The following is a 23,096-nucleotide window of genomic DNA, read 5'->3' as shown; positions in this document are numbered from 1 at the left end:
GCTCGCACCGCGCCTCCCGTCCGCTCTGTGGTGACGACTTCACGCGCGCACCGACACCTCACGCCACGAACGGCGCGTGAGGTGTCGGTGAGCGCGTGAGATCCTTTCGGCGCGCGGCGCCGACGGCGCGCTACGCGCCCGTGCTCGCGCGGCGCACCAGGCGCGTGGGGAGCGCCGCGGCCTCGGGCGCGGTGCCGTCGAGCGTCGCGAGCAACCGCAGCGCCGCGGCCCGGCCGAGGTCCGCGCCGGGGAGTGCGACGCTCGTCAGGGCCGGCGCCGTGACCGAGGACGACGGCAGGTCGTCGAACCCCGCGACGGCGAGTTCGCCGGGGACCGCGATGCCGAGCTGCCCGGCGACCCGGAGCACCCCGTACGCGAGGGTGTCGGCAGCCGCGACGACCGCCGTGACGTCGTCGTCCTGCCAGGCCTCGAGGACGTGCTCGGTCGCCGAGGCCGCGGCGTCCACCGTGAGGTCGGCGCGGGCGGTGACCTCGGAGACCTCGATGCCGACGGCCGCGCACTCCTGTTCGAAGAGCTCCCGACGGACGCCGAACGTCGCAGCCCGCGAGGTCCCGTCGAGGTACCCCACCCGCCGGTGCCCGCGCTCGTGCAGGTGGGCGACGAGCTCGTGGACACCGGGGGAGAGGTCGTAGTTCACGGCCTCGGGTCCGCCGGGAGCGTCGAGCAGCACCACGGGGACGGTGGCGGTCATCGTCTCGTCGGCGGCGGGCGCGTCCACCAGGATCCCGGCCGGGCGGAGCCGCTCAAACCGTCGGACGTCGGCGGCCACGGGCTGGGCCCCGCGCTCCGTGACGGAGAGCACGAGCTGGAAGCGGTCGCCGACAGTGTCGCGCACGCCGCGTATCACCTCGGCGAAGAAGGGGTTCGACAGGTCGGGGGCGATCAGGACGACGAGGTCGCCACTGCCCCGCGCGAGGGAACTGGCAGCGTGGTCGACGACGTAGCCGAGTTCGTCGACGGCGTCGCGCACCCTCGTGGCGATCGGCACGGAGACCCGGCCGCGGTCCTTGCCGTTCACGACGAGCGACACCGTGGCGATGCTCGTCCCCGCGCGCTCGGCCACCATCGCAGCGGTCACACGACGGCCGGGGGCGGCGGAGGATGGCACGCGTCGATGCTACCGAGCGCGGACCGCGCAGTTCGGGTCCGCCGCCGATGACTTGACGTCAAACGCTTGACGTGTTTCCATGTCAAACGCTTGACGTGCCGCGGGAGCTGATCCTCGCCGCGGATCCCCACCTCGTCGAGCCTCGACCTCCTGATCCCCGAAGAAGTGGAGCGCCCCGCGTGCCCGAGAAGATCATCCTCGACTGCGACCCCGGCCACGACGACGCCGTCGCGATCCTGCTGGCCCACGGCAACCCGGACATCGAGCTCCTCGCCGTGACGACCGTCGTCGGCAACCAGACGCTCCCGAAGGTCACCCGCAACGCCCTCGCCGTCGCCCGCATCGCCGGGATCACCGGGGTCCCGTTCGCCGCCGGTGCCGACCGTCCGCTGCTCCGCGAGATCGAGGTCGCCGGCGACATCCACGGCGAGAGCGGTCTCGACGGGCCGATGCTCCCCTCGCCGTCGTTCGAGCTGGACGAGCGGCACGCGGTCGACCTCATCATCGAGACCGTCATGGCGCACGAGCCCGGCACGGTCACCCTGGTGCCGACCGGCGGCCTGACGAACATCGCCCTCGCGGCCCGCAAGGAGCCCCGCATCGTCGAGCGTGTCAAGCAGGTCGTCCTGATGGGCGGCGGGGTGCACGCCGGCAACTGGAGCCCGGTCGCCGAGTTCAACATCGTCATCGACCCCGAGGCCGCCTCGATCGTCTTCGACGCGGGCTGGGACCTCGTCATGGTCGGCCTCGACCTGACGCACCAGGCGCTCGCGACGCCCGAGGTCGCCGAGCGCATCGCCGCCGTCGGCACCGCCCCCGCCGCGTTCGTCGGCGAGCTGCTCGACTTCTTCGGCCAGACGTACAAGGACGCCCAGGGCTTCGACGCGCCGCCCGTGCACGACCCCTGCGCCGTCGCGTACGTCATCGACCCGACCGTCGTCCGTGCGGTGAAGGTCCCGATCCACGTCGAGACGCAGGGCACCCTGACCCTCGGCATGACCGTCGCCGACTTCCGCGCGCCCGCGCCGGAGGACTGCCGCACGAGCGCCGCGATGGAGCTCGACCACGGACGGTTCTGGGACCTCGTCGTCGATGCCCTCGAGCGCATCGGCGAGACCCCGGACACCGGCTGGACGCCCCGGACCGCAGCCACCACGACCACCACGGAGCACTGACCCCCATGACCACCACATCGACGAAGAAGTCGATCGGCGCCCTCACCGCCGCGCTCCTCGCAGCCTGCATCGCGTTCCAGCTGAACGCGAGCATGCTCAGCCCCGCCCTGGTCACGATGGCCCGCGAGCTGCACACCGACGACGCCACGATCGGCCTGTCGCAGACGCTGTTCTTCACCCTGGCGGCGCTGTTCTCGCTGTTCCTGCCGCGCCTGTCCGACATCGTCGGCCGCAAGCGCGTCCTGCTCGGCATGCTCGCGGTGATGCTCGTCGGCAGCATCGTGGCGGCGCTCGCGGTCAACGTCCCGATGCTGTTCGTCGGTCGCATGATCCAGGGCGTCACCGGCCCGGTCGTCCCGATCGGCCTGCTCATCCTCCGCAACGAGATCGCCGACCCGAAGCGCTACGGCGCCGCCCTCGGCCTGCTCACCGCTGTGAACGGCGGCATCGCGGGCGTCGACGCGCTCGCCGGTGGGTGGATCGCGACGCACTTCGGGTTCCGCGGGATCTTCTGGGTCATCGCGATCGTCACCGTCGTCGCGGCGCTGATGGTCGCTGCGTGGGGCGTCGAGTCGAAGCCGTCGGCCGGCACCCGCATGGACTGGTGGGGTGTCCTGCCGCTCGTCGTCAGCGTCGGCGCACTGCTCACCGCGTTCAACGAGGCGGGCAAGCTCGCAGCCGCCGACTGGGGGCTCGTGGTCGGTGGCATCGTCCTCGCCCTCGTGGCCTTCGGCGTCTTCTGGGCGGTCGAGTCGCGGGTGCGCGAGCCCCTCGTCGAGACACGGTTCCTCAAGCGCCGTGCGACCTGGGCGCTGCTCGTCACGACCCTGCTCACCATGACGGGCGTGTTCGCGGTCGTGAACGGCCTCGTCACGAGCCTCGCGCAGAACCCGGACGCGGGCTTCGGCATGGAGGCCGACCTCGCCTCGCTCGCGTTCCTCACCCCGTACGCGCTGGTCGGCTGGATCGTCGGACCCTTCGCCGGCCGGCTCGCGCCGACCCTCGGCTACCGCGCCGTGCTGCGCGTCGGCCTGGTCGGGAGCATCGTCGCGACGCTCGTCATGGCGTTCGTCGGCGTGCACTCGCTGCCGGTGCTCATCGCCGCGACCGTGCTGATCGGCATCACGTACGCCGGCATCGCGAACATCATCCTGAACGGGCTCGGCATCGTGCTCTCGCCGGAGTCCAACCCCGGCTTCCTGCCCGGCCTCAACGCCGGTGCGTTCAACCTCGGTGCCGGCATCAGCTTCGCCGTCCTGCCCGCCCTGCAGATCGCGCTCGGGACCGGCGGGTCCGCGGGTACCGCCGGGTACTCCGGTGGCATGCTGCTCGGTGCCGTGATCACCTGCGCGGCACTCGCCACGTCCTTCCTCATCCCGCGCCCGGCCTCGGCCGAGACAGGAGCCGCCGCATGACCGGCATCGTCGTCGTGGGGAGCCTCAACGCGGACCTGGTGGTCCGCACGGAGCGCTTCCCGAAGCCCGGTGAGACCCTCCAGGGGTCCGACCTCGCGATCCTGCCAGGCGGCAAGTCCGCCAACCAGGCGGTGGCTGCCGGGAGGCTCGGGGGTGCCGTGCGCATGATCGGCGCGGTCGGCGACGACGGGAACGGTCGACTGCTGCGCGACTCCGTCGCGGCGGCGGGTGTCGACACGACGCACGTCGCCGTCCGGGAGGGCGTGGCCACCGGCACCGCCGTCATCACGGTCGACCGCGCAGGGGAGAACACCATCGTGATCTCCGCCGGCGCGAACGGCACGCTGACCCCGGACGACGTCCCCGCCGATGCCCTCGACGGTGCCGGCGTGCTCGGTCTCTGCCTCGAGGTCTCGATCGACGTCGTCCTGGCCGCCGCCCGCGCAGCGCACGCCGCGGGCGTCACGGTGCTCACGAACCTGTCCCCGTTCGGTGCCGTCCCGGCGGAGCTCCTCGAGCTGACCGACGTCCTGCTCGTCAACGAGCACGAGGCCGCCGAGCTCGGGGAGCACGGCGTCCGACGGTCGATCGTGACCCGGGGCGGCTCGGGGTGCGTCGTGCACGACGGTGACGCCGAGCCGGTGTCGATCGACGCCGTCCGGGTCGAGCCGGTGGACACCACGGGCTGCGGCGACGCGTTCATGGGTGCGGTGGCGCTCCGCCTCGCCGCCGGGAACCCGCTGGTCGAGGCCGCGCGGTTCGCGGTCGGTGTCGGGGCGTACGCCGCGACGAAGGCGGGCGCGCAGGCGTCGTACCCGACCACCGCGGAACTGGAGTCGTTCCTGCGGGGATGAACCGCGCCTCCTGGGCCGTGCCCGTCCGACGGGGCCACTAGCGTTGTGGCATGCGCGTGGGAGTCCTCGACATCGGGTCCAACACCGGCCACCTGCTCGTGGTGGACGCCCACGGCGGTGCCGCCCCGCTGCCGGCGTCGTCGTTCAAGCAACCGCTGCGTCTCGCCGAGCACCTCGACGACGCCGGCGCGGTGACGGAGGCGGGCGTCGACGCCCTGACCTCGTTCGTCGCCGACGCCGTCCGCGTCGCCGAGGACCGCGGGTGCGAGGACATGCTCGCGTTCGCGACCTCGGCCGTCCGCGACGCCGTGAACTCCGACGCGGTGCTCGCCCACGTCGAACGGGCGACCGGGGTCGAGCTCGCCGTGCTGTCCGGCGGGGACGAGGCGCGCTTGACGTTCCTCGCCGTGCGGCGGTGGTTCGGGTGGTCCGCTGGTCGCCTGGCCGTGTTCGACATCGGCGGTGGGTCGCTCGAGATCGCCGGCGGAGCGGACGAAGCGCCGGACGTCGCGTGGTCGATGCCGATCGGCGCCGCCCGGCTCGCCCGGTCGTACTTCGCGGCTGGGACCCCGACCGAGGACGACGTGCGCCGGATCCGCCACGAGATCCGAGTGGAGATCGCCCGCGACGCCGGGCTGCTGCTGCGCGCCGGGCGGCCGGACCGTGCCGTGGCGACCTCGAAGACGTTCCGGTCGATCGCACGGATCTGCGGCGCGGCGCCCTCGGGTGCGGGGCCGCTCGTGCCGCGCGCGCTCGACGGCGACGTGCTCCGCGCGAAGCTGCCGGCGCTCCTGACGATGTCGGTCGCCGAGCTGGCCGAGCTCCCCGGGGTGTCGCCGAGCCGGGCGCACCAGGTGGTGCCGGGAGCACTGGTTGCAGAGGCCTGCCTGGACATCTTCGACCTGCCGGCGCTCGAGATCTGCCCGTGGGCGCTCCGCGAGGGCGTGATCCTCGAGCGGCTCGACCAGCTGTCGGTGCTCGGCTAGCCGTTCCTCGGCGGCGCGAGGAGCCACGGGCGGATCATCCGGGTGACGAACGGCAGCACCCAGAACGTCATGATCGGCGTGAGCACGAGCGTCGTGACGAGCACGCGCGGCAGCACGGGGAGTGCGCCGAACGCGGGGACCAGCCAGCCGACGAGGTACGTGAACGCCAGGTTGACCGGGAAGAACCCGAGCCAGATGCTCACGGCCTGCTTCCACCGCGGCGGTGCGCTCGACGCCGGGGCATCGGCCGGTGCGTCGAACCACCCCTCGATCCCGGTGCGCTTCTCGACGCGGGACTCCACCACGAGGTCACGCCCGAGGTCGAGCCACCGCAGCCGGTCGTCGGAGTTCTCCCACGTGGCGAGGGAGTCGTGGTCGGCGAACCGGTAGAGCATGTGCCACTCGCGGCTCGTCGCGTGCGAGCGGACCCAGCCCGAGCCGAGGAAGCCCGGGTAGCGGTTGGCGAGGTTCACGCCGGACTGCACCCAGCGGGTGACGTCGGGGATCCGTTCTGGTTCGACGAGTCGGGTGATGGAGACGGTGACGGGCGGGCCATCGGTCGCGGGTGGCGACGACAAGGCCCCAGGCTCTTCTGGAGTCATGCGTCAAGTCTGGCCGACGCGTGTTTCCTGCTCGTGACACGGTCTGTTGCGCCCGCGCCGCTCGGGCGTCGGCGAGGCTAGGTTCGTGGTGTGAGCGAGACCGAGCGTGGTCGGCACGAGACGTCGACGGAACGGTGGGACCGGAACTGGAACGACATCGAGCAGGAGCTGCGCATCGTGCAGACCGGCACTCAGATCCTCGCCGGGTTCCTGCTCACCCTGCCCTTCCAACAACGGTTCACGGCGTTGAGCGATGGCCAGGAGACGATCTACCTCGTCCTCGTCGTGCTGGCCGTGCTGGTCACGGTGGTCGCCCTCTCGGCGGTGGCGTCGCACCGGCTCGTCTTCCGGCAGCGTCAGAAGCACGACCTCGTCCGGGTCGGGAACGTCGTCCTCATCGCGGCGCTGGCAGCCAGCGCCCTGCTCTTCTCGGGCACGGTGCTGTTCGTGTTCGACGTGGTGGTCGGTGACGTCGGCGGGCTCGTCGGCGGGATCGTCGTGTTCCTCGGGACCGCCCTGCTCTGGGTCTCGATCCCGCTCGGGCTCCGGCGGACCCGCAAGGACGGCTAGCTGGCCTGCTTCTTCGCGGCCGGCTTCTTGGCGGGGGCCTTCTTCGCCGGGGTCTTCTTCGCGGGGGGCTTCTTCGCCGGGGTCTTCCTCGCGGGTGTCTTCTCGGCCGGGGCCTTCTCCGGTGACTCGTCGGCCGTGGAGTCCTGCTTCGTGGAACGGGACCCGCTCCGGGAACGCGACCCCGTGCCTCCCGACCCGGACCGCTTCTTGTCCACCGACGCGCGCAGGGCGGCCATCAGGTCGATGACGTCGCCACCCTCGTCATCGTCGTCGTCCTCAGAGCGCTCACCGAAGGTCTTCTCGGTGTCGATGTCGTCGCCGGACTCCAGCTTCGCGTCGATGAGCTGCTGCAGCTCCACCTGGTAGGCGTCGGTGTAGCGGTCGGGGTCGAAGTCCGTGGACATGCTGTCGACGAGTGACGACGACATCTTCAGCTCGTTCGCGCTGACCTTCACCGCTGCGTCCAGCCCCTTGAAGTCGGCGGCGCGGACCTCGTCGCCCCAGAGCAGCCCCTGCAGCAGGATCACGTCGTCGTTCACCCGCAGGACGCCGAGCCGGGTCTTCTGCCGGAGCGTGAACTGCACGATCGCCAGCCGGTCGGTCTTCGCGAGGGTCTCGCGCAGGAGCACGTAGGCCTTGGGGGAGCGGGAGTCGGGCTCGAGGTAGTAGGACTTCTCGAACATCATCGGGTCGACCTGATCGACGGGGACGAACTCGAGGACCTCGATCTCGTGCGACTGCTCCTCGGGGAGCTGCTTGAAGTCGTCGGCGGTGAGCACCACCGTCTTGTCGCCGTCGTCGTAGGCGCGCTGGATGTCGGCGTACTCGACCTCGTGGCCGAACTCGCAGACGCGCTTGTACCGGATGCGGCCCTTGTCCTCGTCGTGGACCTGGTGCAGCGACACGTCGTGCGTCTCGGTCGCCGCGTAGACCTTGATCGGCACGTTGACGAGCCCGAACGCGATGGAGCCCTTCCAGATCGACCTCATGGGCACATGATGCCCGTCTCTCCACAGGAGCGCCCGCAGCGGACGGGTTCTCCACAGATCCCGCTTCGCTGAACCGCCGTGGCCGCGGCGCGAGCACCATGGGCCCATGAGCCAGCTCGACAAGCAGGACCCGCGCGACCAGTTCCCCCGTCCGCCCTTCCCGGCCCAGACGCAGCAGGGATCCGGACTGGCGAGCGCGATGGACCCGGCACCGGACCACGGCGAGACGAGCTACCTCGGCACGGGCCGCATGCCCGGCTACCGCGTGCTCGTCACCGGGGCCGACTCGGGCATCGGGCGGGCAGCGGCGATCGCGATGGCGAAGGAGGGCGCGGACGTCGCCCTGAACGCCCTGCCCGAGGAACGCGACGACCTCGAAGCCGTGCGGGACATCGTGGGCGACCTCGGGCGGAAGGCCGTGCTGCTCCCCGGTGACCTGACCGACGAGGGGTTCTGCGACACACTCGTGCGGGACGCGGTCAGCGAGCTCGGCGGACTCGACGCCCTGGTCCTCGTCGCCGGCCACCAGAAGGTGCACGACGACGTGACGGCGCAGTCGACCGAGGACTTCGACCGCACGATGAAGGTCAACCTGTACTCGCTGTTCTGGCTGGTGCGCGCGGCGGTGCCGCACATGGCGCCCGGCAGTGCGATCGTCACGACGAGCTCGGTGTCCGCCTACCAACCGCAGGACCGGATGATCGACTACGCGGCGACGAAGGCCGCCATCATCACGTACACGAACGGGCTGGCGCGGCAGCTCGCGGCGAAGGGGATCCGGGCGAACACCGTCGTCCCGGGCCCCGTGTGGACGCCGCTGCAGCCGATCAGCTACCCGGGCGACGAGATCGCCGCCTACGGGCAGGACACGCCCTTCGGTCGACCTGCGCAGCCGGTCGAGCTCGGCAGCGCGTACGTGTACCTGGCCGGCCCCGAGTCGTCGTACACGTCGGGGACGACCCTCACGGTGGCGGGGGCGACCGGGGTGGCGCTGTGAGTCCGACCGCGCGCAAGACCGTGGTCCTGGTGGGGGACCGCCGCATCGCCCTGACGAACACCGACAAGGTGCTCTACCCGGAGACCGGCACCACCAAGGGGCGCGTGATCGAGTACTACGAGCGGGTCGCGCCGTGGATGATCCCGCACGTGAAGGACCGCCCCGTGACCCGGAAGCGGTGGGCGAACGGCGTCGACGGCAAGGTGTTCTTCGAGAAGAACCTGCCGGACTCCGCGCCCGACTGGGTCCGGCACCACACCATCCACCACGCCGAGCACGACAACGAGTACCCGATCGTCGACGACCTGCCGACCCTCGTGTGGATGGCGCAGCAGGCCGCGCTGGAGCTGCACGTGCCGCAGTGGCGGTTCGGCCCCCGCGGCGGGCAGCAGAACCCGGACCGGCTCGTCCTCGACCTCGACCCCGGCGACGGCGTCGGGCTGCCCGAGTGCGTCGAGGTCGCCCTCGCAGCGCGCGAGATCCTGCACGGCATGGGGCTCGACCCGTACCCGGTCACGTCCGGGTCGAAGGGCATCCACCTCTACGCCGCGCTCGACGGCACGGCCTCCACCTCACACGTCTCCGAGGTGGCGCACGAACTCGCGAAGGCGCTCGAGCAGGATCTGCCGGACCTCGTGCTCTCGTCGATGAGCCGGGCGGAGCGGACGGGCAAGGTGTTCGTCGACTGGTCGCAGAACAACGGCAACAAGACGACGATCGCGCCGTACTCTCTTCGCGGCCGTGACCGGCCGACGGTCGCCGCGCCCCGCACCTGGAAGGAACTCACCGAACGCGGGCTCGCGCAGCTCACCCTGGACGAGGTCCTCGAACGCCTGGAGGAACGGGGCGACCACCTGCACCCGGTCGCCTCCGCCTCGTTGGCGGTCGGACGGGACGACCACGGTCACTGGGACAGCGACCGGACCCAGCAGACGAACGACGCGGAGCAGCCCGCGCGCGACCGGCTCGCCGCGTACCGCGCCAAGCGCGACGCGTCGAAGACCCCTGAACCCGTGCCCGAGGACGCGCCGACGGTGCGGAAGGACGGCACCCCGACGTTCGTCATCCAGGAACACCACGCCACACGCGACCACTACGACTTCCGGCTCGAGCACGACGGGGTCCTGGTCAGCTGGGCGCTGCCGAAGGGTGAACCCACTGACCCGGGGAAGAACCACCTGGCAGTGCAGACCGAGGACCACCCGCTCGAGTACGGCGCGTTCGAGGGCACGATCCCGAAGGACGAGTACGGCGGCGGGACGGTCACGATCTGGGACGACGGCACGTACGAGCTCGAGAAGTGGCGCGAGGGCGAAGAGGTCATCGTCACCCTGCACGGCCGGACCGGGGGCGCTCGCCGACTGGCGCTGCTGCACACCCGCGGGCGGGGTCGTGGGCGCGACGGCGACGAGAAGAACTGGCTCATCCACCGCACGAAGGACCAGCCGGACCGCCTGGCGGACGGCGGGGACGGGGCGGGGACGGGCCGCGCCTCCCGACCCGCACCCGCCGGCGGCGACCCGACCGCGCGCATCGACCGGACGGCCGCGTCGGACACCGCTCCGGCTGATCGCCGCACGATGCAGGCGACCCTCGCGAAGGGCGAGCCGACGCTGGACGCGTCCGACTGGGCGTTCGAGATGAAGTGGGACGGCATCCGCGCGCTCGCGACCGTCAGCAACGGTTCGGTGACGCTCCGCAGCCGCAACGACAACGACCTGACGGTGCAGTACCCCGAGCTCCAAGAGCTCGGCGACCGCGCCGGGGTGGACGGCGTGTTCGACGGCGAGATCGTGGCCCTCGACGATCGGGGGCGGCCCTCGTTCCAGCTGCTGCAGAACCGGATGGGACTGACGAGGTCGCGCGAGGTCGAGGCGGCGCGACGTGAGACACCGGTCCGGCTGCTGCTCTTCGACGTCCTCGAGGCGGACGGGCACGAGCTCACCCGCCTCGGGTACGACGCGCGTCGCCAGGCGCTCGAGACGGTGGTCGAACCGGGTGGCGCGATCGACGTCCCGTCCGCGTACCAGGGCGACCTCGCCCGGGCGATGGCGGACTCGGCGGAGCAGGGACTCGAAGGGGTCGTCGCGAAGAAGCGGACGTCGAAGTACGCCGAGGGTCGGCGATCCGAGGCGTGGCTCAAGCTGAAGCACCACGCCACGCAGGAGGTCGTGGTCGGTGGGTGGAAACCGGGGAGTGGTCGGCGTGCGGGTGGGGTCGGCTCGCTGCTCCTCGGCGTCCCCGGGCCGGACGGGCTCGAGTACATCGGGAAGGTCGGCACCGGCTTCCGCGATCGCGACCTCGACGAGATCGGTGCGACACTCGGCGCGCTCGAGCGGAAGACCTCGCCGTTCGTCGACGTCCCTCGGCCCGATGCCCGCGACGCGCACTGGGTGACGCCGAAGCGCGTGGGCGAGGTCGAGTTCGCCGAGTGGACGTCGGACGGCCGGTTGCGACAGCCCTCGTGGCGCGGGTGGCGGGTGGACAAGGACCCCGGGGACGTCGTCCGGGAATCGTGAGCATGCATCCGCATGGGGTCAGCCCGGGGCGAACTTCCGTCCCCCGTTCCACCCTCGACCGGGGGACGAATCGGGGGCGATCCGCCGGGATTCCGGTGCGGGCTGTTACGTTCGCCGGGACGAAAGGGCGCGAGCATGAGCGCGAGCAAGTACCTGCCCCCGTTCACCGCGGAGGAACGAGTCACGATCGCAGGGGACCGGTCGGCGCGCACACCCGTGGACCCGGGGGTCGCGGTGACGGAGTCCGAGGTGACCTACGCGGACTTCCTCGGTGACGAGGTCGACGAGTAGCACCCGGAGAACGACGACACCCCGGGGCATCGACGGGTGAAGACGGCCCGTGCGCCGGATCAGGGGGCGCCCGGGCCGCCGTCGGGGCGCCGTGACCGGTCGTTCAGGGATGACCGGTCACGACGCGCTTCGCACCAGGCACGCACCGCGCTCCTGGTAGACCCGTACGTAAGACGTGACGACGACCGCGATCGTCACGCGAGAACCGAAGAAAATCGACGAGGAGCCGACCCTGAGCGACGCTGACGCCCTGGCGTCCCTGTCGGACGCCTCCCTCGTCGCGCGCAGCGCCGACGGCGACACGGTCGCGTTCGGGGTGCTGATCCGCCGCTACGGCCCGCACATGCGCGCCTACGCCGCTCGGATCCTCGGACACGGCGACGGCGAGGCCGAGGACGCCGTGCAGGAGGCGGCGCTCCAGGCCTGGCAGCGCATCGACCGGGTGGACGACCCCGACCGTGTGCGGAACTGGCTGTTCCGGATCGCGGCGAACAAGGCGCTCGACCGCCTCCGTCGTCGGCATCCACACCTGGACCTCGAAGCGGTGGTCGACTCGGCCGACGACCGCCCCGTCGACGAGGTCGTCAGCACGCGGCTGCAGGTCCAGGAACTCGCGCGTATCGTGCAGGCACTCCCGGACGCGCACCGTGCCGTCTGGGTGATGCGGGAGATCGGTGGGGCGTCGTACGCCGAGATCGCCGAGGCGACGGGGATGCCGCAGGCGACGGTGCGCGGGGTGCTGGCGCGGGCACGACGTCGTGTCCTCGAGCAGATGGAGGGGTGGCGATGACCGACGACGAACGGTTCGGCGCGTTCACCCTCGAGGAACTCTCCGACTACCTGGACACCGACCGCACCCCGGCGCGGCCGGAGATCGACGGCGACCCCGAGGCGGCCGCTGCGTTGGTGCGGCTCGAGTCGCTGCGCACGGCCTCGCGGGACCTGCTCGACGCCGAGGCCGCGGAGGCCGCCGGGGCCGACGTCGGCTGGATCGCCAGCGTCCTCGCGTCGGTGCGGACGACGGCGCACGCGGGGCGGGACATCCCCGTCCCGGACGACGACCCCGCGTCGACGCTCGTCGTGACCGAAGGCGCACTCCGCGGACTCGTGCGGGCGCTCGGCGACGAGGTACCCGGCGTGGTCGTCCGACGGACCCGGTTCACGGGCGACGTCGGCACGGCCGGCGGATCGGTCGACGTCGAGGTGTCGATCGCCGCGAGCGCCGACGGGCCGGTGCACCTCCGCGCCGAGGCACTCCGGTCGATCATCGAGGACGCGCTCGCGGCGCACGCACCCTTCGTGGTGCGGTCGCTCGTGGTGCGGGTGGCGGACCTCATCGAGGGAGGACGACCGTGACCGACGACGTGCGCAGTGTCTCGCGCGGACTGACCGCGGTCGTGCTCGGGGTCCCCGGGGTCCGCTCGGTGCTGCCGCCGGGGCCGAACCTCGCCACGCTCGTCCGCGACGTCCGTTCGGTGCTCGACCTGCCCCGAGATGGTGGCGCGGTCCTCGTGCAGGACCGACGCGAGGGCGCCCGGATCCGCGTGGTCGTGACGACCGACCGGCGGGTCCCGACGCTCGGGCTCGTCCGGAGCGTCCGCGACGCGGTGGTCGCCGAGGGGACGGCGTTGCTGGGACGTCGACCGTCGGACGTCACCGTGCGGGTCGTCGAGATCGACTGAGCGCCGGAGACCACCGGCCGGGGGAACTCAGGGAGCGGGCGCGGGACCGTCGGCGGGCTCGGCGTCGTCGGCGACCGGGAGGTCCTCGTCGATGAGGTCGTCCTCGTCCGGTTCGACCACCTCGGCCGCAGCCGCCTTCGCCTCGTCGATGGACTCCTGGGAGCGGCGGAGCAGGTCGTCGTCGTGTGCTGGCTGGTCGGTCATGCCGATGACGCTACGCCGGAGCTCCTGAGTCGGCATCGCGGCGACGGTCGCTCGACGGGGGAGCAGCCGGCGGCTCGAAGTCCACCGCCGAGGTCGGCGCCGGGGTCGTCGGCATCGCGGGGACGGCGGGCGTCCCGAAGGCGTCGGCGGCGTCGAGCACCGCCCGTGTCGCCGCGGCAGCGGTCCGGAGGGCGTCTCCGATCGGCATCGCCCGGTGTGCTGCCGTCCGGACCTCGACACCCCACGGCTCGTCGAACCCGAGGTCGCGCACGGTGCGGACGAACCCCGGGACGTCCCAGGCACCGGCTCCGGGCAGGTGGCGAGCTTCGCGGGCCTCCTCGGCGAGGGTCATGCCCGCCGGCGTGTGGAGCAGACCGTCGCTCAGCTCGACCGCGGCGAGCGACGCCGGCGCGACGCCCTCGCGGATGGAGGCGAGCGTGGACCCGCCGCGCAGTGCGTGCATCACGTCGACCAGGAGCCCGCCGTTCGGGTGACCGGCGGCGGTGACGAACCGGGACGCGCGCTCCACCGTCGGCAGGTTCGACCACGGCTCGGGCTCGAGGACGAGCTGCGCACCGACCTTCGCGGCCTGCCCGGCCAGTTCGTTCCAGTCGTCGACCATGGCGGACGGCGAGCCGCCGGGCAGCGTGACGTCCGCACGCGCGACGACCTGCCAGGCGCTCAGGGTCGCGGCGGCCTCGAGCACCACACCGCGGTCGGCGTCCTGGTCGGTGGTGTGGCTCGAGCAGGTCCACCAGTGTTCGAGCGGCCCCACCTGGACCCAGACGATCCCCGCACCGTCGAGCATGCGGCGGAGGGCGGCGAACCCGATCGTCGCCCGTACCTCGTGCAGGTCACCGAGCGACAGCGAGAGTCCGGCGAAGCCGGCAGCACCGACGGCGTCGATGCGCTCGCCGATCGGTTCGGTCCCGGCCCATGTCCAGGACGTCGCGAGCAGGTCGTGTTCCTGCACGGCGGCACCTCCGTTCTCCGGACACGCCGCCCCGCCCCGTTGCGGTCGGGTGTCCCCAGTGTGGCGACACCGCGCACCCCGCAGCGGCGTCGAGACATTGCTACTCGGTGGTGCTGCGAGCCCTCCCAGGCCGCCGACACACGGGAGAAACGCGTGGGATCACACGATCACGGTCCGGACCGAGCCCACGCCGGCGATCGTGCCCTCGACGAGGTCCCCCCGGGCGAGGACTCCGACACCGTCCGGGGTGCCGGTGAACAGGAGGTCGCCCGGCGCGAGGGACACGAACCGCGAGAGCTCCGCGATGGTCTCGGCGACGGACCAGATCTGGTCGGCGAGGTCCCCGGACTGTCGGAGCTCGCCACCCACCCGCAGTTCGATCGTGCCCGAGGTCGGGTCGACGTCGGCTGCGGGGACGACCGCGCCGACCGGGGCCGAGGCGTCGAAGCCCTTGGCGGTGTCCCAGGGGCGGCCGAGCCGCTTCGCCTCGGCCTGCAGGTCGCGCCGCGTGAGGTCGATCCCGACGGCGTAGCCCCAGACGTGGTCGAGGGCCGTGTCGACCGGGATGTCCGTTCCGCCGCGACCGATCGCCACGACGAGCTCGACCTCGTGCTCGAGGCGCTCGGTGACGGACGGGTACGGGGTGTCCGCGTCGTCGGTCACCACCGCGCCCGCCGGCTTCGTGAAGAAGAACGGCGGCTCGCGGTCCGGGTCGTGGCCCATCTCGCGAGCGTGCGCGGCGTAGTTGCGGCCCACGCAGAACACCCGCCGGACGGGGAAGCGTCCGCCGGTGGTGGTGGGGACGGTCGGGAGGGTCGGGGCCGGGATGACGAGGTCGCTCACCCGTCCAGCGTGCCACCGGCGGCGCGGTGCTCGGTCAGCCCTCGCTGATCGAGGCCTCCCACCGGAGCTTCCGTGCTCGTGCCCGTTCCTGTCGTTCGCGCCACTCGATGCGCATCTCCTCGAGTCGTTCGACACGGCCTTCCTGGACCATGAGCGGCCCGTAGTGTGGATGCGCCATCAGTCGGGGAACTCTGCGTTCCATCCGATCGAGGCGCTGCTTGAAACGCAGGTCGTCTTCATCCGTGATCACGTTCCGGTCCTTCCTCGTCGATCCGCCGCTCCCGTGTGGCGTTCTCCTCGTGTTGTTCGAGCGCTTCTTCCACCAGGCGTCGTCGTCCGTCGCCCATGCACGAGTCATGAGTGCATGGGTCATCAGAGCGGCCGCGTCACGGCGCCGCTCGTCGGCCGACAACGCCCGCTCGACCACCCACGACCAACGCTGCCACCAGTGGTCCCGATGCCCCAAGAACTCTGTATTCCGCACCCTGACGCGACAGGACCGGCCACGCGCCGAGCGTGACCGGTCCTGTGGAACGTGATCCGCGCCTCCTGGATGTGGAGGAGCCCGCGGACGCGCGTCAGCTGCCGGGCGCGGCCCCCTCGGTCTCCCCTTCGCCCGGGTCGCCACCCGTGCCCTCCGATGCCGCCTCGTCCTGCGGCCACCCCGAGAACCGCCACGCACCGACGCTCGGGTGGTCCTCGCCCTTCGTGTACGCGTACTCGCGGGCCGCCGTGCGGGCCTCGGACAGCCGCGTGCGCAGCGCGTCGTGCGCCGACGCGTCCACCCGGGTCAGGGCGTCGTGCGCGAGCGCGAACCGGTCCATCTCGTTGCGCATGAGCATGTCGAACGGGGTCGTCGTCGTCCCCTGCTCGAGGAACCCGTGCACGTGCAGGTCGTCGTGCCCGTTCCGGCGGTAGGTCAGTTGGTGCACGAGGGACGGGTACCCGTGGAACGCGAAGACGGTCGGGGTGCCGGGCAGGAACAGTTCGTCGTAGCGCTCGTCGGGGACCGGGTGCTCGTGCTTCCGGGGGTCGCCGATGGACAGCAGGTCGACGACGTTCACGACACGGACGCCGACCTCGGGAGCGTGCTGGCGGATGATGTCCGCGGCGGCCACGGCCTCGACGGTGGGGACGTCACCGGCGCAGGCGAGCACGACGTCGACGCGGCCGACGGTCTCCTCGGTGCCGGCCCAGTCCCAGACGCCGAGCCCCGCGGCGACGTGCTCGACCGCGTCGGGCAGCGACAGGAACACCGGCTCGGGGTGCTTGCCGGCGACGATCACCTCGATGCGGTCGGTCGTCTCCAGTGCGTGCGCGGCGACGGCGAGCAGGGTGTTCGCGTCGGCCGGCAGCTTGATGCGGACGAGGTCCTGCTGCTTCGACGCGACGACGTCGAGGAACCCCGGGTCCTGGTGCGAGAAGCCGTTGTGGTCCTGGCGCCAGACGTGCGACGACAGCAGGATCGACAGGTTCGAGACGGGTGCCCGCCAGTCGATGTCCGTCGAGGACTCGAGCCACTTCGCGTACTGGCCGACCATCGAGTCGATGATGTGCGCGAACGCCTCGTAGGTGTTGAGGACGCCGTGGCGGCCGCTCAGCACGTAGCCCTCGAGCATCCCCTCGAGCAGGTGCTCGGACAGCACTTCGGTGACCCGGCCGTGTGCGCCGAGGTGCTCGTCCCCGACGCCACGCTGGGCACGCCAGACGCGCGACGTCACGTCGAAGACCGCGTCGAGCTTGTTCGACACCGTCTCGTCCGGGCCGAAGAGCCGGAAGGACGAGGGGTTCCGCTGGATGAGTGCAGCGAGCCAGGGGCCGAGCGTGCCGGTGGCGCTCGCGTCCTCGCCGACGGGGACGCCGAACTCCTCGAGCCCGGGGCGGTCGAGGGCGGTGCGGAGCCGACCGCCGTTCGCGTGCGGGGTCGCACTCATCCGCAGGTCGCCGGTGGGCCGGATGGTGGTGAGGATCCCGATCGGCTGGCCGTCGTCGTCGAACAGCTCCTCGGGGCGGTAGGACCGCATCCACTCCTCGAGCTGCTGGCGGTGGTCGTCGTCCTCGCGGACGGCGGGCAGGGGGACCTGGTGGGCGCGGAAGGTCCCCTCGACCTGCTGGCCGTCGACGACCTTCGGGCCGGTCCAGCCCTTGGGCGTGCGGAGGATGATCATCGGCCAGCGTGGTCGGAGGTCCGCAGCACCGGCCGGCTGCCCGGCGGCCGCTCGCTGCGCCTGGGCGCGGGCCGCGGCCTGGATGTCGTCGATCGTCGCGAGTGCACGCCGGAGCGCACCGTCGAACAGGGCGTGCACGGCGAACGGGTCGTCGTCGACGCGGGCGGAGTCGACGACGATCGGCTCGTACCCGAGCCCGCGGAAGTAGGCGTGCAGGTCGTCGTGCGGGATGCGTGCGAGGACCGTCGGGTTCGCGATCTTCCACCCGTTCAGGTTGAGGATCGGCAGCACGGCGCCGTCCGACACCGGGTCGAGGAACGTGTGCGCCTGCCAGGACCCGGCGAGCGGCCCGGTCTCGGCCTCGCCGTCGCCGACGACGCACGCGACGACGAGGTCCGGGTTGTCGAGTGCCGCTCCGTACGCGTGGGCGAGGGAGTAGCCGAGCTCGCCGCCCTCGTTGATCGACCCCGGGGTCTCGGGCGCCGCGTGCGAGGGGATCCCACCGGGGAAGGAGAACTGCCGGAAGAACTGTCGCAGCCCGTCCGGGTCCGGCGTGATGTCCGGGTAGAGCTCGCCCCACGTGCCGTCGAGCAGCGCGTTCGCGTTCATCGCGGGACCGCCGTGACCGGGCCCGCAGATGTACAGGAGCTGCCGGTCCGTCTCGGCGATGAGCGCGTTGCAGTGTGCGTAGACGAGGTTGAGCGCCGGCGAGGTGCCCCAGTGTCCGAGCAGCCGGGGCTTCACGTCGTCCGGCGTGATCGAGCGGTCGAGCAGCGGGTTGTCGAGCAGGTAGATCTGCCCGACGGTGAGGTAGTTCGCGGCGCGCCACCAGGCGTCGATCGCGCGGATCCGGTCGGTGCTCGAGGGGGATGCGGGGGCCATGCCCCCACGGTACGGAGGCGGTCGCGGGGGAATCCCAGAAAAAGTTCCAAACCGTTCGGCAGGGGGTGCCGAATGCATGTCACAAGGGCAAACGCCCAGGGCGCTCTCCGGTCACGAACGGCCGGGCCACAGCAAGCACACAGCACGGCGCGTGCACAGGAGCACGTCGCCACCGGCCGGAGCCCCCGAGACAGCAAAGGACCCAACCCATGCGCAAGTCCCTGAAGACCTCCATCACGCTCGCCACGACGGGTGCGCTCGTGCTGGGTGGTGCCGCGTTCGGCATCACCTCGGCGCAGGCCTCGACCCCGTCGGTGCACACCGTGTCGTCGTCCTCGTCGAAGATCCCCGGCCCCGTCGCATCGGTGCCCGAGGTCCTCGGTGGCGACACCGCCGTGAAGCTCGACTCCGGCTTCACCGACGCCCTCACCGCGCTCAAGCTCACCCCGGGTGTCTCCGGTGACGCCAAGCTCGCCGACGGGTCCGTGTCGTTCCCGATCACGTCCGGTTCGGTCACGTACTGGTCGCCGGACGGTGACTACCGTCCGTACGTGCAGGGTCTGCTGAACCACGACGACTCGGGCCTGACCCTGACCGCCGGTTCGACGACGGTGACGCTGGAGAACTTCGTCGTGAACCCGGGCTCGTCCAAGCTCTACGGTGACGTGCTGGTCAACGGCAAGGTCGCGGTGAACAACGCGTACCTGTTCTCGCTGCACGGTGGCACGCTCAAGCCCCTCCAGCTCGAGGGTGACAACGCGATCCTGACCGGCACCACGGTGCACGTCTCGGGTGACGCGGCGAAGCTGCTCAACAGCACCTTCAAGACCGACGCCGTGAAGTCCGGCCTCCTCGTCGGCACCGCCACCATCACCGCCAAGATCAAGTAACACCCCCACGCCAGGGACGACCGCAGCACCGCGCGCGGGGCGCGGTGCTGCGGTCGTTCCCGTGTCCGGGGGTGGTCCAGGAGGCGCGGATCACCTCACCGACGTCGGCGCCACCACCGCCGGGGTCGGTCCGCCTCGGCAGCGGCCCGGTTCGCGGCCGCCTGCGCCTCGGCCGCCAGTCGCTCCTGCCGACGCGCTCGCCAGCCGGCGACCTCGGTCTCGACGTCACGGAGCGGGGTCACCACCGGCGGCCCACCGAGGAGCTGCCGGCGGGCCTCCTTCACGCGGGCGTTGAAGTCGTCGAGCACGTCACGGACGTCGGGCTCGGAGGAGAGGGCGTCGAGGTGCTCGTCGAGCTCGGCGTCCTCCTTCCGCAGCGCCAGGGCGGGCGGGGCGATGCCGGTGATCTCCTCGCGCTCGATCTTCGCCTTGATCCACCAGTCGGGGTCGTGGCGTCCGTCGTTCCCCGGGAGCCGCTTGCCGTGGTACGGGTTGCCCTCGAAGACACCCCGCCGCTCGGCCTCCTCGATCTGGGCGCGAGCGTGCGCCGCGACGTCGGCGGCCTTCAGGAGCCGACGCTCCTCACGCACCTCGTCGGGGTCGAGGGAGCCGCGTTCGATCTCGCTGTCCACGAGCTGCTGGTACCGGTAGCGGGCGGCCCGTCGCAACCGGTCCATGCGTGCATCGACGTCGTTCATGACCCCTCCATGATCACTCCCCGGAGCGCTCCTCGCCAGCGACCTCCTCGATCGTGAGCGCTGCCTGGATGAGCGCCAGGTGCGACAGCCCCTGCGGGATGTTGCCCATGAACGTGCCGTCCTCGCTGATCATCTCGCTGAACATGCCGACGTCGTTCGCCTGCTCCACCATCTCGTCCATGAGGTCGCGGGCGTCGTCGACCCGACCGACGCAGGCCATCGCGGCCGCGAGCCAGAACGAGCACGCCACGAACGGCGACTCCTCGGACTCCATGCCCGAGTACCGGTACACGAGCGGGCCGTGCTGCAACTGCTCCTCGATCGCCCGGATGGTCGACTCCATGCGGGGACCCCGGTCGAAGGCGCTCATCGCGTGCAGCAGGATCGACGTGTCGAGCTTGTCGGAACCCGGGTACATCACGTAGTACCCGCGTTCCTCGTCCCACCCGTGCTCGGCGACCCACTGCTCGATGAGCTCGCGGTTCTCGATCCACTTGTCGCGCGGCCCGTCGATCATCCCGGCTTCGTGCAGCTCGGCCGCGGCGTCGAGCGCCTGCCAGCAGCCGATCTTGCTCGAGACGTAGTGCTGCGTGTCCTGGAGCTCCCACATGCCCGAGTCCGGCTCCTCCCACCGGTGGCAGGCGTCGTCGGCGAGCTCCTGCAGGACGGCCGCGGTCTTCCGGTCGAGGACGTTGCCGGCGCGAACGTACTGGCGCAGGATCTCGAAGACGTCGCCCCACACCCCGAGCTGCAGCTGGTCGCCGGCGCGGTTCCCGACGGTGACGGGGCCGATGCCGTTCCAGCCCGGGACGTCGCGCTCCTCGACGCCGTCGCTCTTCGAGCCGTCGAGCTCGTAGAAGATCGGCATGTCCTCGTCGTGCTCGGCGATCGTGCGCATCACCCAGGACACCGCGGCGTGGGTCTCCTCGCGCAGCCCGAAGCGGGTCAGCGCGTGCACCGTGTACGACAGGTCGCGTACCCAGGCGAACCGGTAGTCCCAGTTCTTGCCGCCGGTGCGGTCCTCGGGCAGGCTCGTCGTCGGCGCCGCTGCGATCGCGCCGGTCGGCGAGAAGATGAGCAGCTTGAGGGCGAGGGCGCTCCGCTGCACCGGCTCGGCCCACGGCCCGTCGTACGAGAACTCCTCCGACCAGGTCGCCCAGTTGTCGATCGTCCGGTCCATCGCCTGGAGCGCGCTCTCCGGCCGGGGCATGAAGATCGGCTCGTCGTGGGTCCCGACGATGGTCAGGATGTGTTTCGAGCCCTCGGCGGTGGTGAAGCGGCCGGAGAACCGGGGCCCGTCGTCGTGCACGGGCTCGAAACCCTGCTCGACGATGGCGATCGTGATGCCGTCGATGCCGATCACGGCGCCGTTCGCGGTGTCGAGGCGTCGCGGTTCGGCCGTGTTGAGCAGGGTCCCCGGCACCACCGCCCACTCCATCTCGACCGTGCCGTCGACGCCCTGCACGCACCGGGCGACCTCGGCCCAGGGCAGGCGTCCCGCGACGCCGGTCACCATCGCGTCGGTCACGGTCACGGAGCCCGACCGCGTGGTCCAGGTGGTGACGAGCACGTTCGTGCCCGGCAGGTACTCGCGCGAGACCCCGGCGTCGGCGTCGACCGGCCGGAGGGCGATGTGTCCGCCGTGCTCGGCGTCGAGGATGCTCGCGAAGACCGGTGGCGAGTCCATCGAGGGGATGGGCAGCCAGTCGATCCGGCCGTCCCGTGCGACGAGCGCCACCGTCCGACCGTCGCCGATCGCGCCGTAGGACCGGAGCGGTGCGTAGCCGTCGGTGCGCTCCTCGTGGTCGATCACGTCAGGGGTGTCTCGGGTCCGCTCGGTCATGGTCCCAGCCTGCCCGCGCCCTGGGCCCGACCATCAGGCGGGCGTACCCCGCTGTGGAGGACGCCCGCCGTTCCTCCAGGCTGTGGAGGAGCCGTCAGCGGGCGCCGCCCGTCGAGGCGACCAGGTGGTCGAGCAACGTCCGTCGCCACGGGACGGACGACCAGCCGTGGTCGGCGCCCTCCACCGCAGTGAACGTCGCCCCGGGGAGCACCTCGCCGTAGCGCTGCCCGTACCGGACGGGGACGATCTGGTCCGCGGTGCCGTGCAGGACCTCGGCGGGACCGGTGTAGCGGTCGATCGTCGCGTACACGTCGAGGCCGGCCGTCACCTCGTCGATGAACGCCGTGCCGAGGGCCATGCCGCCGAAGTCGAACCAGCCCTGTTCCCGTGCCCGGGCGAGCGGCTGGCCCTGGATCCGGTCGTGCCGTGCGATGTCGTCCACGACGACACCGGCCGGTGACCACAGGGTCAGCGTCGCGACGAGTTCCGGCACGCGTGCGGCCGCCATGGCGGACTCCACCGCCCCGAGGCTGTGCGCCACGACGTGCACGGGCCCGGCCGCGTCCGCCGCGAGCGTGCGGATCATCGCGACGACCTGGTCGACCTCGTCGCCGATGGTGATGTCGGCGAAGTCGCCGTCGCTCGTCCCGTGCCCGAGCCGGCTGTACGACCGGACCGTGGAGCCGTGCTCGGCCAGGGTGCGCGCGGTCTGCACGAACAGCTGCTGTCCGCCGGTGTCCGTGCTGCCGAAGCCGTGCACGAGCAGGGCCGCGGAGCCGTTCCGCGCGACGGTGCCGAGCTGCCAGCCGCGGAGGGTGCGACCGCCGTGCCCGAGCGTCACCGGGGCGAACGCGCGCATCAGTTGGACCGGTCGGCGAAGCCTGCGGGCAGGTCGCCGGGCGCGGTGTCGACGACAGTCTCGTCGTCCTCGCCGACGTGCTCGAACAGGGTGATGTGCGCGAACTCGGGCACGACGTAGATCGGGTAGGTGGGCCCCTGGTCGCGGTACTCGCGCATGCGGTCGAGGTGGTCGTTCTGGAACAGCACCGTCTTGCTGCCGTCCTCCTCGACCCAGTGCGGGAAGAAGATCGTGCCGTGCAGGACCCGCTCACCGGGGACGACCGTGACGACGACGCTGGTGCCGGTCGGTTCGTTCCAGGACACCTTGTAGACGCCCGCGGTGAGTGCGACGAGGTCGACCTGCTGGTCCTTCACCCATCGTCCGCCGACCATGCCGGAGTGGATGCGGTAGTCGATCGTCGTCGCGTTCTTGACGTACATCTCGTACTGCCACCCGTTGGCGTACGTGTAGATGAAACGGTGCCCGACGATGCCGGAGAGGTCCTGTTCGGGGACGGGGTGTTCGACGCTGGTGGTGATGTCCAT

General features: G+C 71.6%; 24 protein-coding genes. 12 read left to right on the top strand and 12 right to left on the bottom strand.

What is annotated here, in order from left to right; all coding sequences use genetic code 11:
• Positions 1–130: 130 nt before the first annotated feature.
• Positions 131–1,129 carry a LacI family DNA-binding transcriptional regulator gene (locus ACEN8D_RS09785; protein WP_254791849.1) on the bottom strand — a complete coding sequence of 333 codons (999 nt, stop codon included), beginning with the start codon at positions 1,127–1,129 and terminating at the stop codon, positions 131–133.
• Between the two features lie 179 nt (positions 1,130–1,308).
• On the opposite strand from ACEN8D_RS09785, the gene uriH reads away from it, so the two are divergent.
• From uriH to ACEN8D_RS09765, 4 genes are read left to right on the top strand one after another with little or no spacing between them, the layout of a single operon-like run.
• Complete coding sequence (gene uriH, locus ACEN8D_RS09780) at positions 1,309–2,304, top strand: uridine-preferring nucleoside hydrolase UriH (protein ID WP_413398872.1); 996 nt, start codon at positions 1,309–1,311, stop codon at positions 2,302–2,304.
• 5 nt (positions 2,305–2,309) lie between these two features.
• The gene (gene uriT, locus ACEN8D_RS09775; protein WP_071303358.1) at positions 2,310–3,719 is read left to right on the top strand and encodes a uridine transporter UriT; all 1,410 of its coding nucleotides are present in this window, start codon (positions 2,310–2,312) and stop codon (positions 3,717–3,719) included.
• Positions 3,716–4,573, top strand: a complete 858-nt coding sequence (locus ACEN8D_RS09770; RefSeq protein ID WP_413398871.1) for a ribokinase — start codon at positions 3,716–3,718, stop codon at positions 4,571–4,573. The genes uriT and ACEN8D_RS09770 overlap by 4 nt, the downstream gene beginning before the upstream one ends.
• A gap of 50 nt (positions 4,574–4,623) precedes the next feature.
• The gene (locus tag ACEN8D_RS09765; RefSeq protein WP_071296586.1) at positions 4,624–5,559 is read left to right on the top strand and encodes a Ppx/GppA family phosphatase; all 936 of its coding nucleotides are present in this window, start codon (positions 4,624–4,626) and stop codon (positions 5,557–5,559) included.
• Here the strand turns inward: ACEN8D_RS09765 and ACEN8D_RS09760 are convergent.
• The gene (locus tag ACEN8D_RS09760) at positions 5,556–6,161 is read right to left on the bottom strand and encodes an antibiotic biosynthesis monooxygenase (protein WP_071296587.1); all 606 of its coding nucleotides are present in this window, start codon (positions 6,159–6,161) and stop codon (positions 5,556–5,558) included. The genes ACEN8D_RS09765 and ACEN8D_RS09760 overlap by 4 nt on opposite strands.
• Before the next feature lie 90 nt (positions 6,162–6,251).
• On the opposite strand from ACEN8D_RS09760, the gene ACEN8D_RS09755 reads away from it, so the two are divergent.
• Positions 6,252–6,731, top strand: a complete 480-nt coding sequence (locus ACEN8D_RS09755) for a DUF6328 family protein (RefSeq protein ID WP_309778105.1) — start codon at positions 6,252–6,254, stop codon at positions 6,729–6,731.
• On the opposite strand, the gene ku is transcribed toward ACEN8D_RS09755, so the two are convergent.
• Complete coding sequence (gene ku, locus ACEN8D_RS09750) at positions 6,728–7,720, bottom strand: non-homologous end joining protein Ku (protein ID WP_413398870.1); 993 nt, start codon at positions 7,718–7,720, stop codon at positions 6,728–6,730. The genes ACEN8D_RS09755 and ku overlap by 4 nt on opposite strands.
• A 106-nt stretch (positions 7,721–7,826) precedes the next feature.
• On the opposite strand from ku, the gene ACEN8D_RS09745 reads away from it, so the two are divergent.
• From ACEN8D_RS09745 to ACEN8D_RS09720, 6 genes are all read left to right on the top strand, one after another.
• The gene (locus ACEN8D_RS09745; RefSeq protein WP_309887090.1) at positions 7,827–8,717 is read left to right on the top strand and encodes an SDR family oxidoreductase; all 891 of its coding nucleotides are present in this window, start codon (positions 7,827–7,829) and stop codon (positions 8,715–8,717) included.
• Positions 8,714–11,236, top strand: coding sequence for an ATP-dependent DNA ligase (locus ACEN8D_RS09740; protein WP_413461577.1), 2,523 nt, complete (start codon positions 8,714–8,716; stop codon positions 11,234–11,236). The genes ACEN8D_RS09745 and ACEN8D_RS09740 overlap by 4 nt, the downstream gene beginning before the upstream one ends.
• Before the next feature lie 135 nt (positions 11,237–11,371).
• Positions 11,372–11,527 (top strand): hypothetical protein, encoded by a 156-nt coding sequence (locus ACEN8D_RS09735; RefSeq protein ID WP_175473746.1) that lies wholly within the window; start codon positions 11,372–11,374, stop codon positions 11,525–11,527.
• Positions 11,528–11,702: 175 nt separating this feature from the next.
• The gene (locus ACEN8D_RS09730; RefSeq protein ID WP_229086513.1) at positions 11,703–12,317 is read left to right on the top strand and encodes an RNA polymerase sigma factor; all 615 of its coding nucleotides are present in this window, start codon (positions 11,703–11,705) and stop codon (positions 12,315–12,317) included.
• A complete protein-coding gene (locus tag ACEN8D_RS09725; protein WP_309778114.1) occupies positions 12,314–12,883 on the top strand; it encodes a hypothetical protein in 570 nt (189 codons plus the stop codon). The genes ACEN8D_RS09730 and ACEN8D_RS09725 overlap by 4 nt, the downstream gene beginning before the upstream one ends.
• Positions 12,880–13,209: a hypothetical protein gene (locus tag ACEN8D_RS09720; RefSeq protein ID WP_070417187.1), complete on the top strand. Its 330-nt coding sequence runs from the start codon at positions 12,880–12,882 to the stop codon at positions 13,207–13,209. The genes ACEN8D_RS09725 and ACEN8D_RS09720 overlap by 4 nt, the downstream gene beginning before the upstream one ends.
• A 27-nt stretch (positions 13,210–13,236) precedes the next feature.
• Here the strand turns inward: ACEN8D_RS09720 and ACEN8D_RS09715 are convergent, their stop codons facing one another.
• From ACEN8D_RS09715 to ACEN8D_RS09695, 5 genes are all read right to left on the bottom strand, one after another.
• On the bottom strand, positions 13,237–13,413 hold the full coding sequence (locus tag ACEN8D_RS09715) for a hypothetical protein (RefSeq protein ID WP_156794789.1): 177 nt from the start codon (positions 13,411–13,413) through the stop codon (positions 13,237–13,239).
• 10 nt (positions 13,414–13,423) lie between these two features.
• Positions 13,424–14,386 (bottom strand): sugar phosphate isomerase/epimerase family protein, encoded by a 963-nt coding sequence (locus ACEN8D_RS09710; protein ID WP_413398381.1) that lies wholly within the window; start codon positions 14,384–14,386, stop codon positions 13,424–13,426.
• Between the two features lie 159 nt (positions 14,387–14,545).
• Positions 14,546–15,229: a fumarylacetoacetate hydrolase family protein gene (locus ACEN8D_RS09705; protein ID WP_413398380.1), complete on the bottom strand. Its 684-nt coding sequence runs from the start codon at positions 15,227–15,229 to the stop codon at positions 14,546–14,548.
• A 34-nt stretch (positions 15,230–15,263) separates the two neighbouring features.
• Positions 15,264–15,407 (bottom strand): hypothetical protein, encoded by a 144-nt coding sequence (locus tag ACEN8D_RS09700; RefSeq protein ID WP_495600996.1) that lies wholly within the window; start codon positions 15,405–15,407, stop codon positions 15,264–15,266.
• Positions 15,408–15,807: 400 nt separating this feature from the next.
• Positions 15,808–18,279, bottom strand: a complete 2,472-nt coding sequence (locus ACEN8D_RS09695; RefSeq protein ID WP_413398378.1) for a phosphoketolase family protein — start codon at positions 18,277–18,279, stop codon at positions 15,808–15,810.
• A gap of 209 nt (positions 18,280–18,488) precedes the next feature.
• Between ACEN8D_RS09695 and ACEN8D_RS09690 the strand changes: the two genes are divergently transcribed.
• Positions 18,489–19,169 carry a hypothetical protein gene (locus ACEN8D_RS09690; protein WP_309777829.1) on the top strand — a complete coding sequence of 227 codons (681 nt, stop codon included), beginning with the start codon at positions 18,489–18,491 and terminating at the stop codon, positions 19,167–19,169.
• Between the two features lie 95 nt (positions 19,170–19,264).
• Here ACEN8D_RS09690 and ACEN8D_RS09685 read toward each other — a convergent pair whose 3' ends face one another.
• The 4 genes from ACEN8D_RS09685 to ACEN8D_RS09670 all read right to left on the bottom strand — a co-directional run bounded on the left by ACEN8D_RS09685 (position 19,265) and on the right by ACEN8D_RS09670 (position 23,096).
• Positions 19,265–19,867 (bottom strand): DnaJ family domain-containing protein, encoded by a 603-nt coding sequence (locus ACEN8D_RS09685; RefSeq protein ID WP_413398377.1) that lies wholly within the window; start codon positions 19,865–19,867, stop codon positions 19,265–19,267.
• 13 nt (positions 19,868–19,880) lie between these two features.
• Complete coding sequence (locus tag ACEN8D_RS09680; protein ID WP_413398376.1) at positions 19,881–21,710, bottom strand: glycoside hydrolase family 15 protein; 1,830 nt, start codon at positions 21,708–21,710, stop codon at positions 19,881–19,883.
• A gap of 94 nt (positions 21,711–21,804) precedes the next feature.
• Positions 21,805–22,569, bottom strand: a complete 765-nt coding sequence (locus ACEN8D_RS09675) for an alpha/beta fold hydrolase (RefSeq protein ID WP_309887083.1) — start codon at positions 22,567–22,569, stop codon at positions 21,805–21,807.
• Entirely contained in the window at positions 22,569–23,096 is a 528-nt protein-coding gene (locus tag ACEN8D_RS09670; RefSeq protein ID WP_309778131.1) for a phenolic acid decarboxylase, read from the bottom strand. The genes ACEN8D_RS09675 and ACEN8D_RS09670 overlap by 1 nt, the downstream gene beginning before the upstream one ends.

It is taken from the genome of Curtobacterium sp. Curtsp22 (assembly GCF_059492135.1).
Note: the sequence above shows the minus strand (reverse complement) of the source record. Positions and strands in the feature narration are given on the sequence as shown.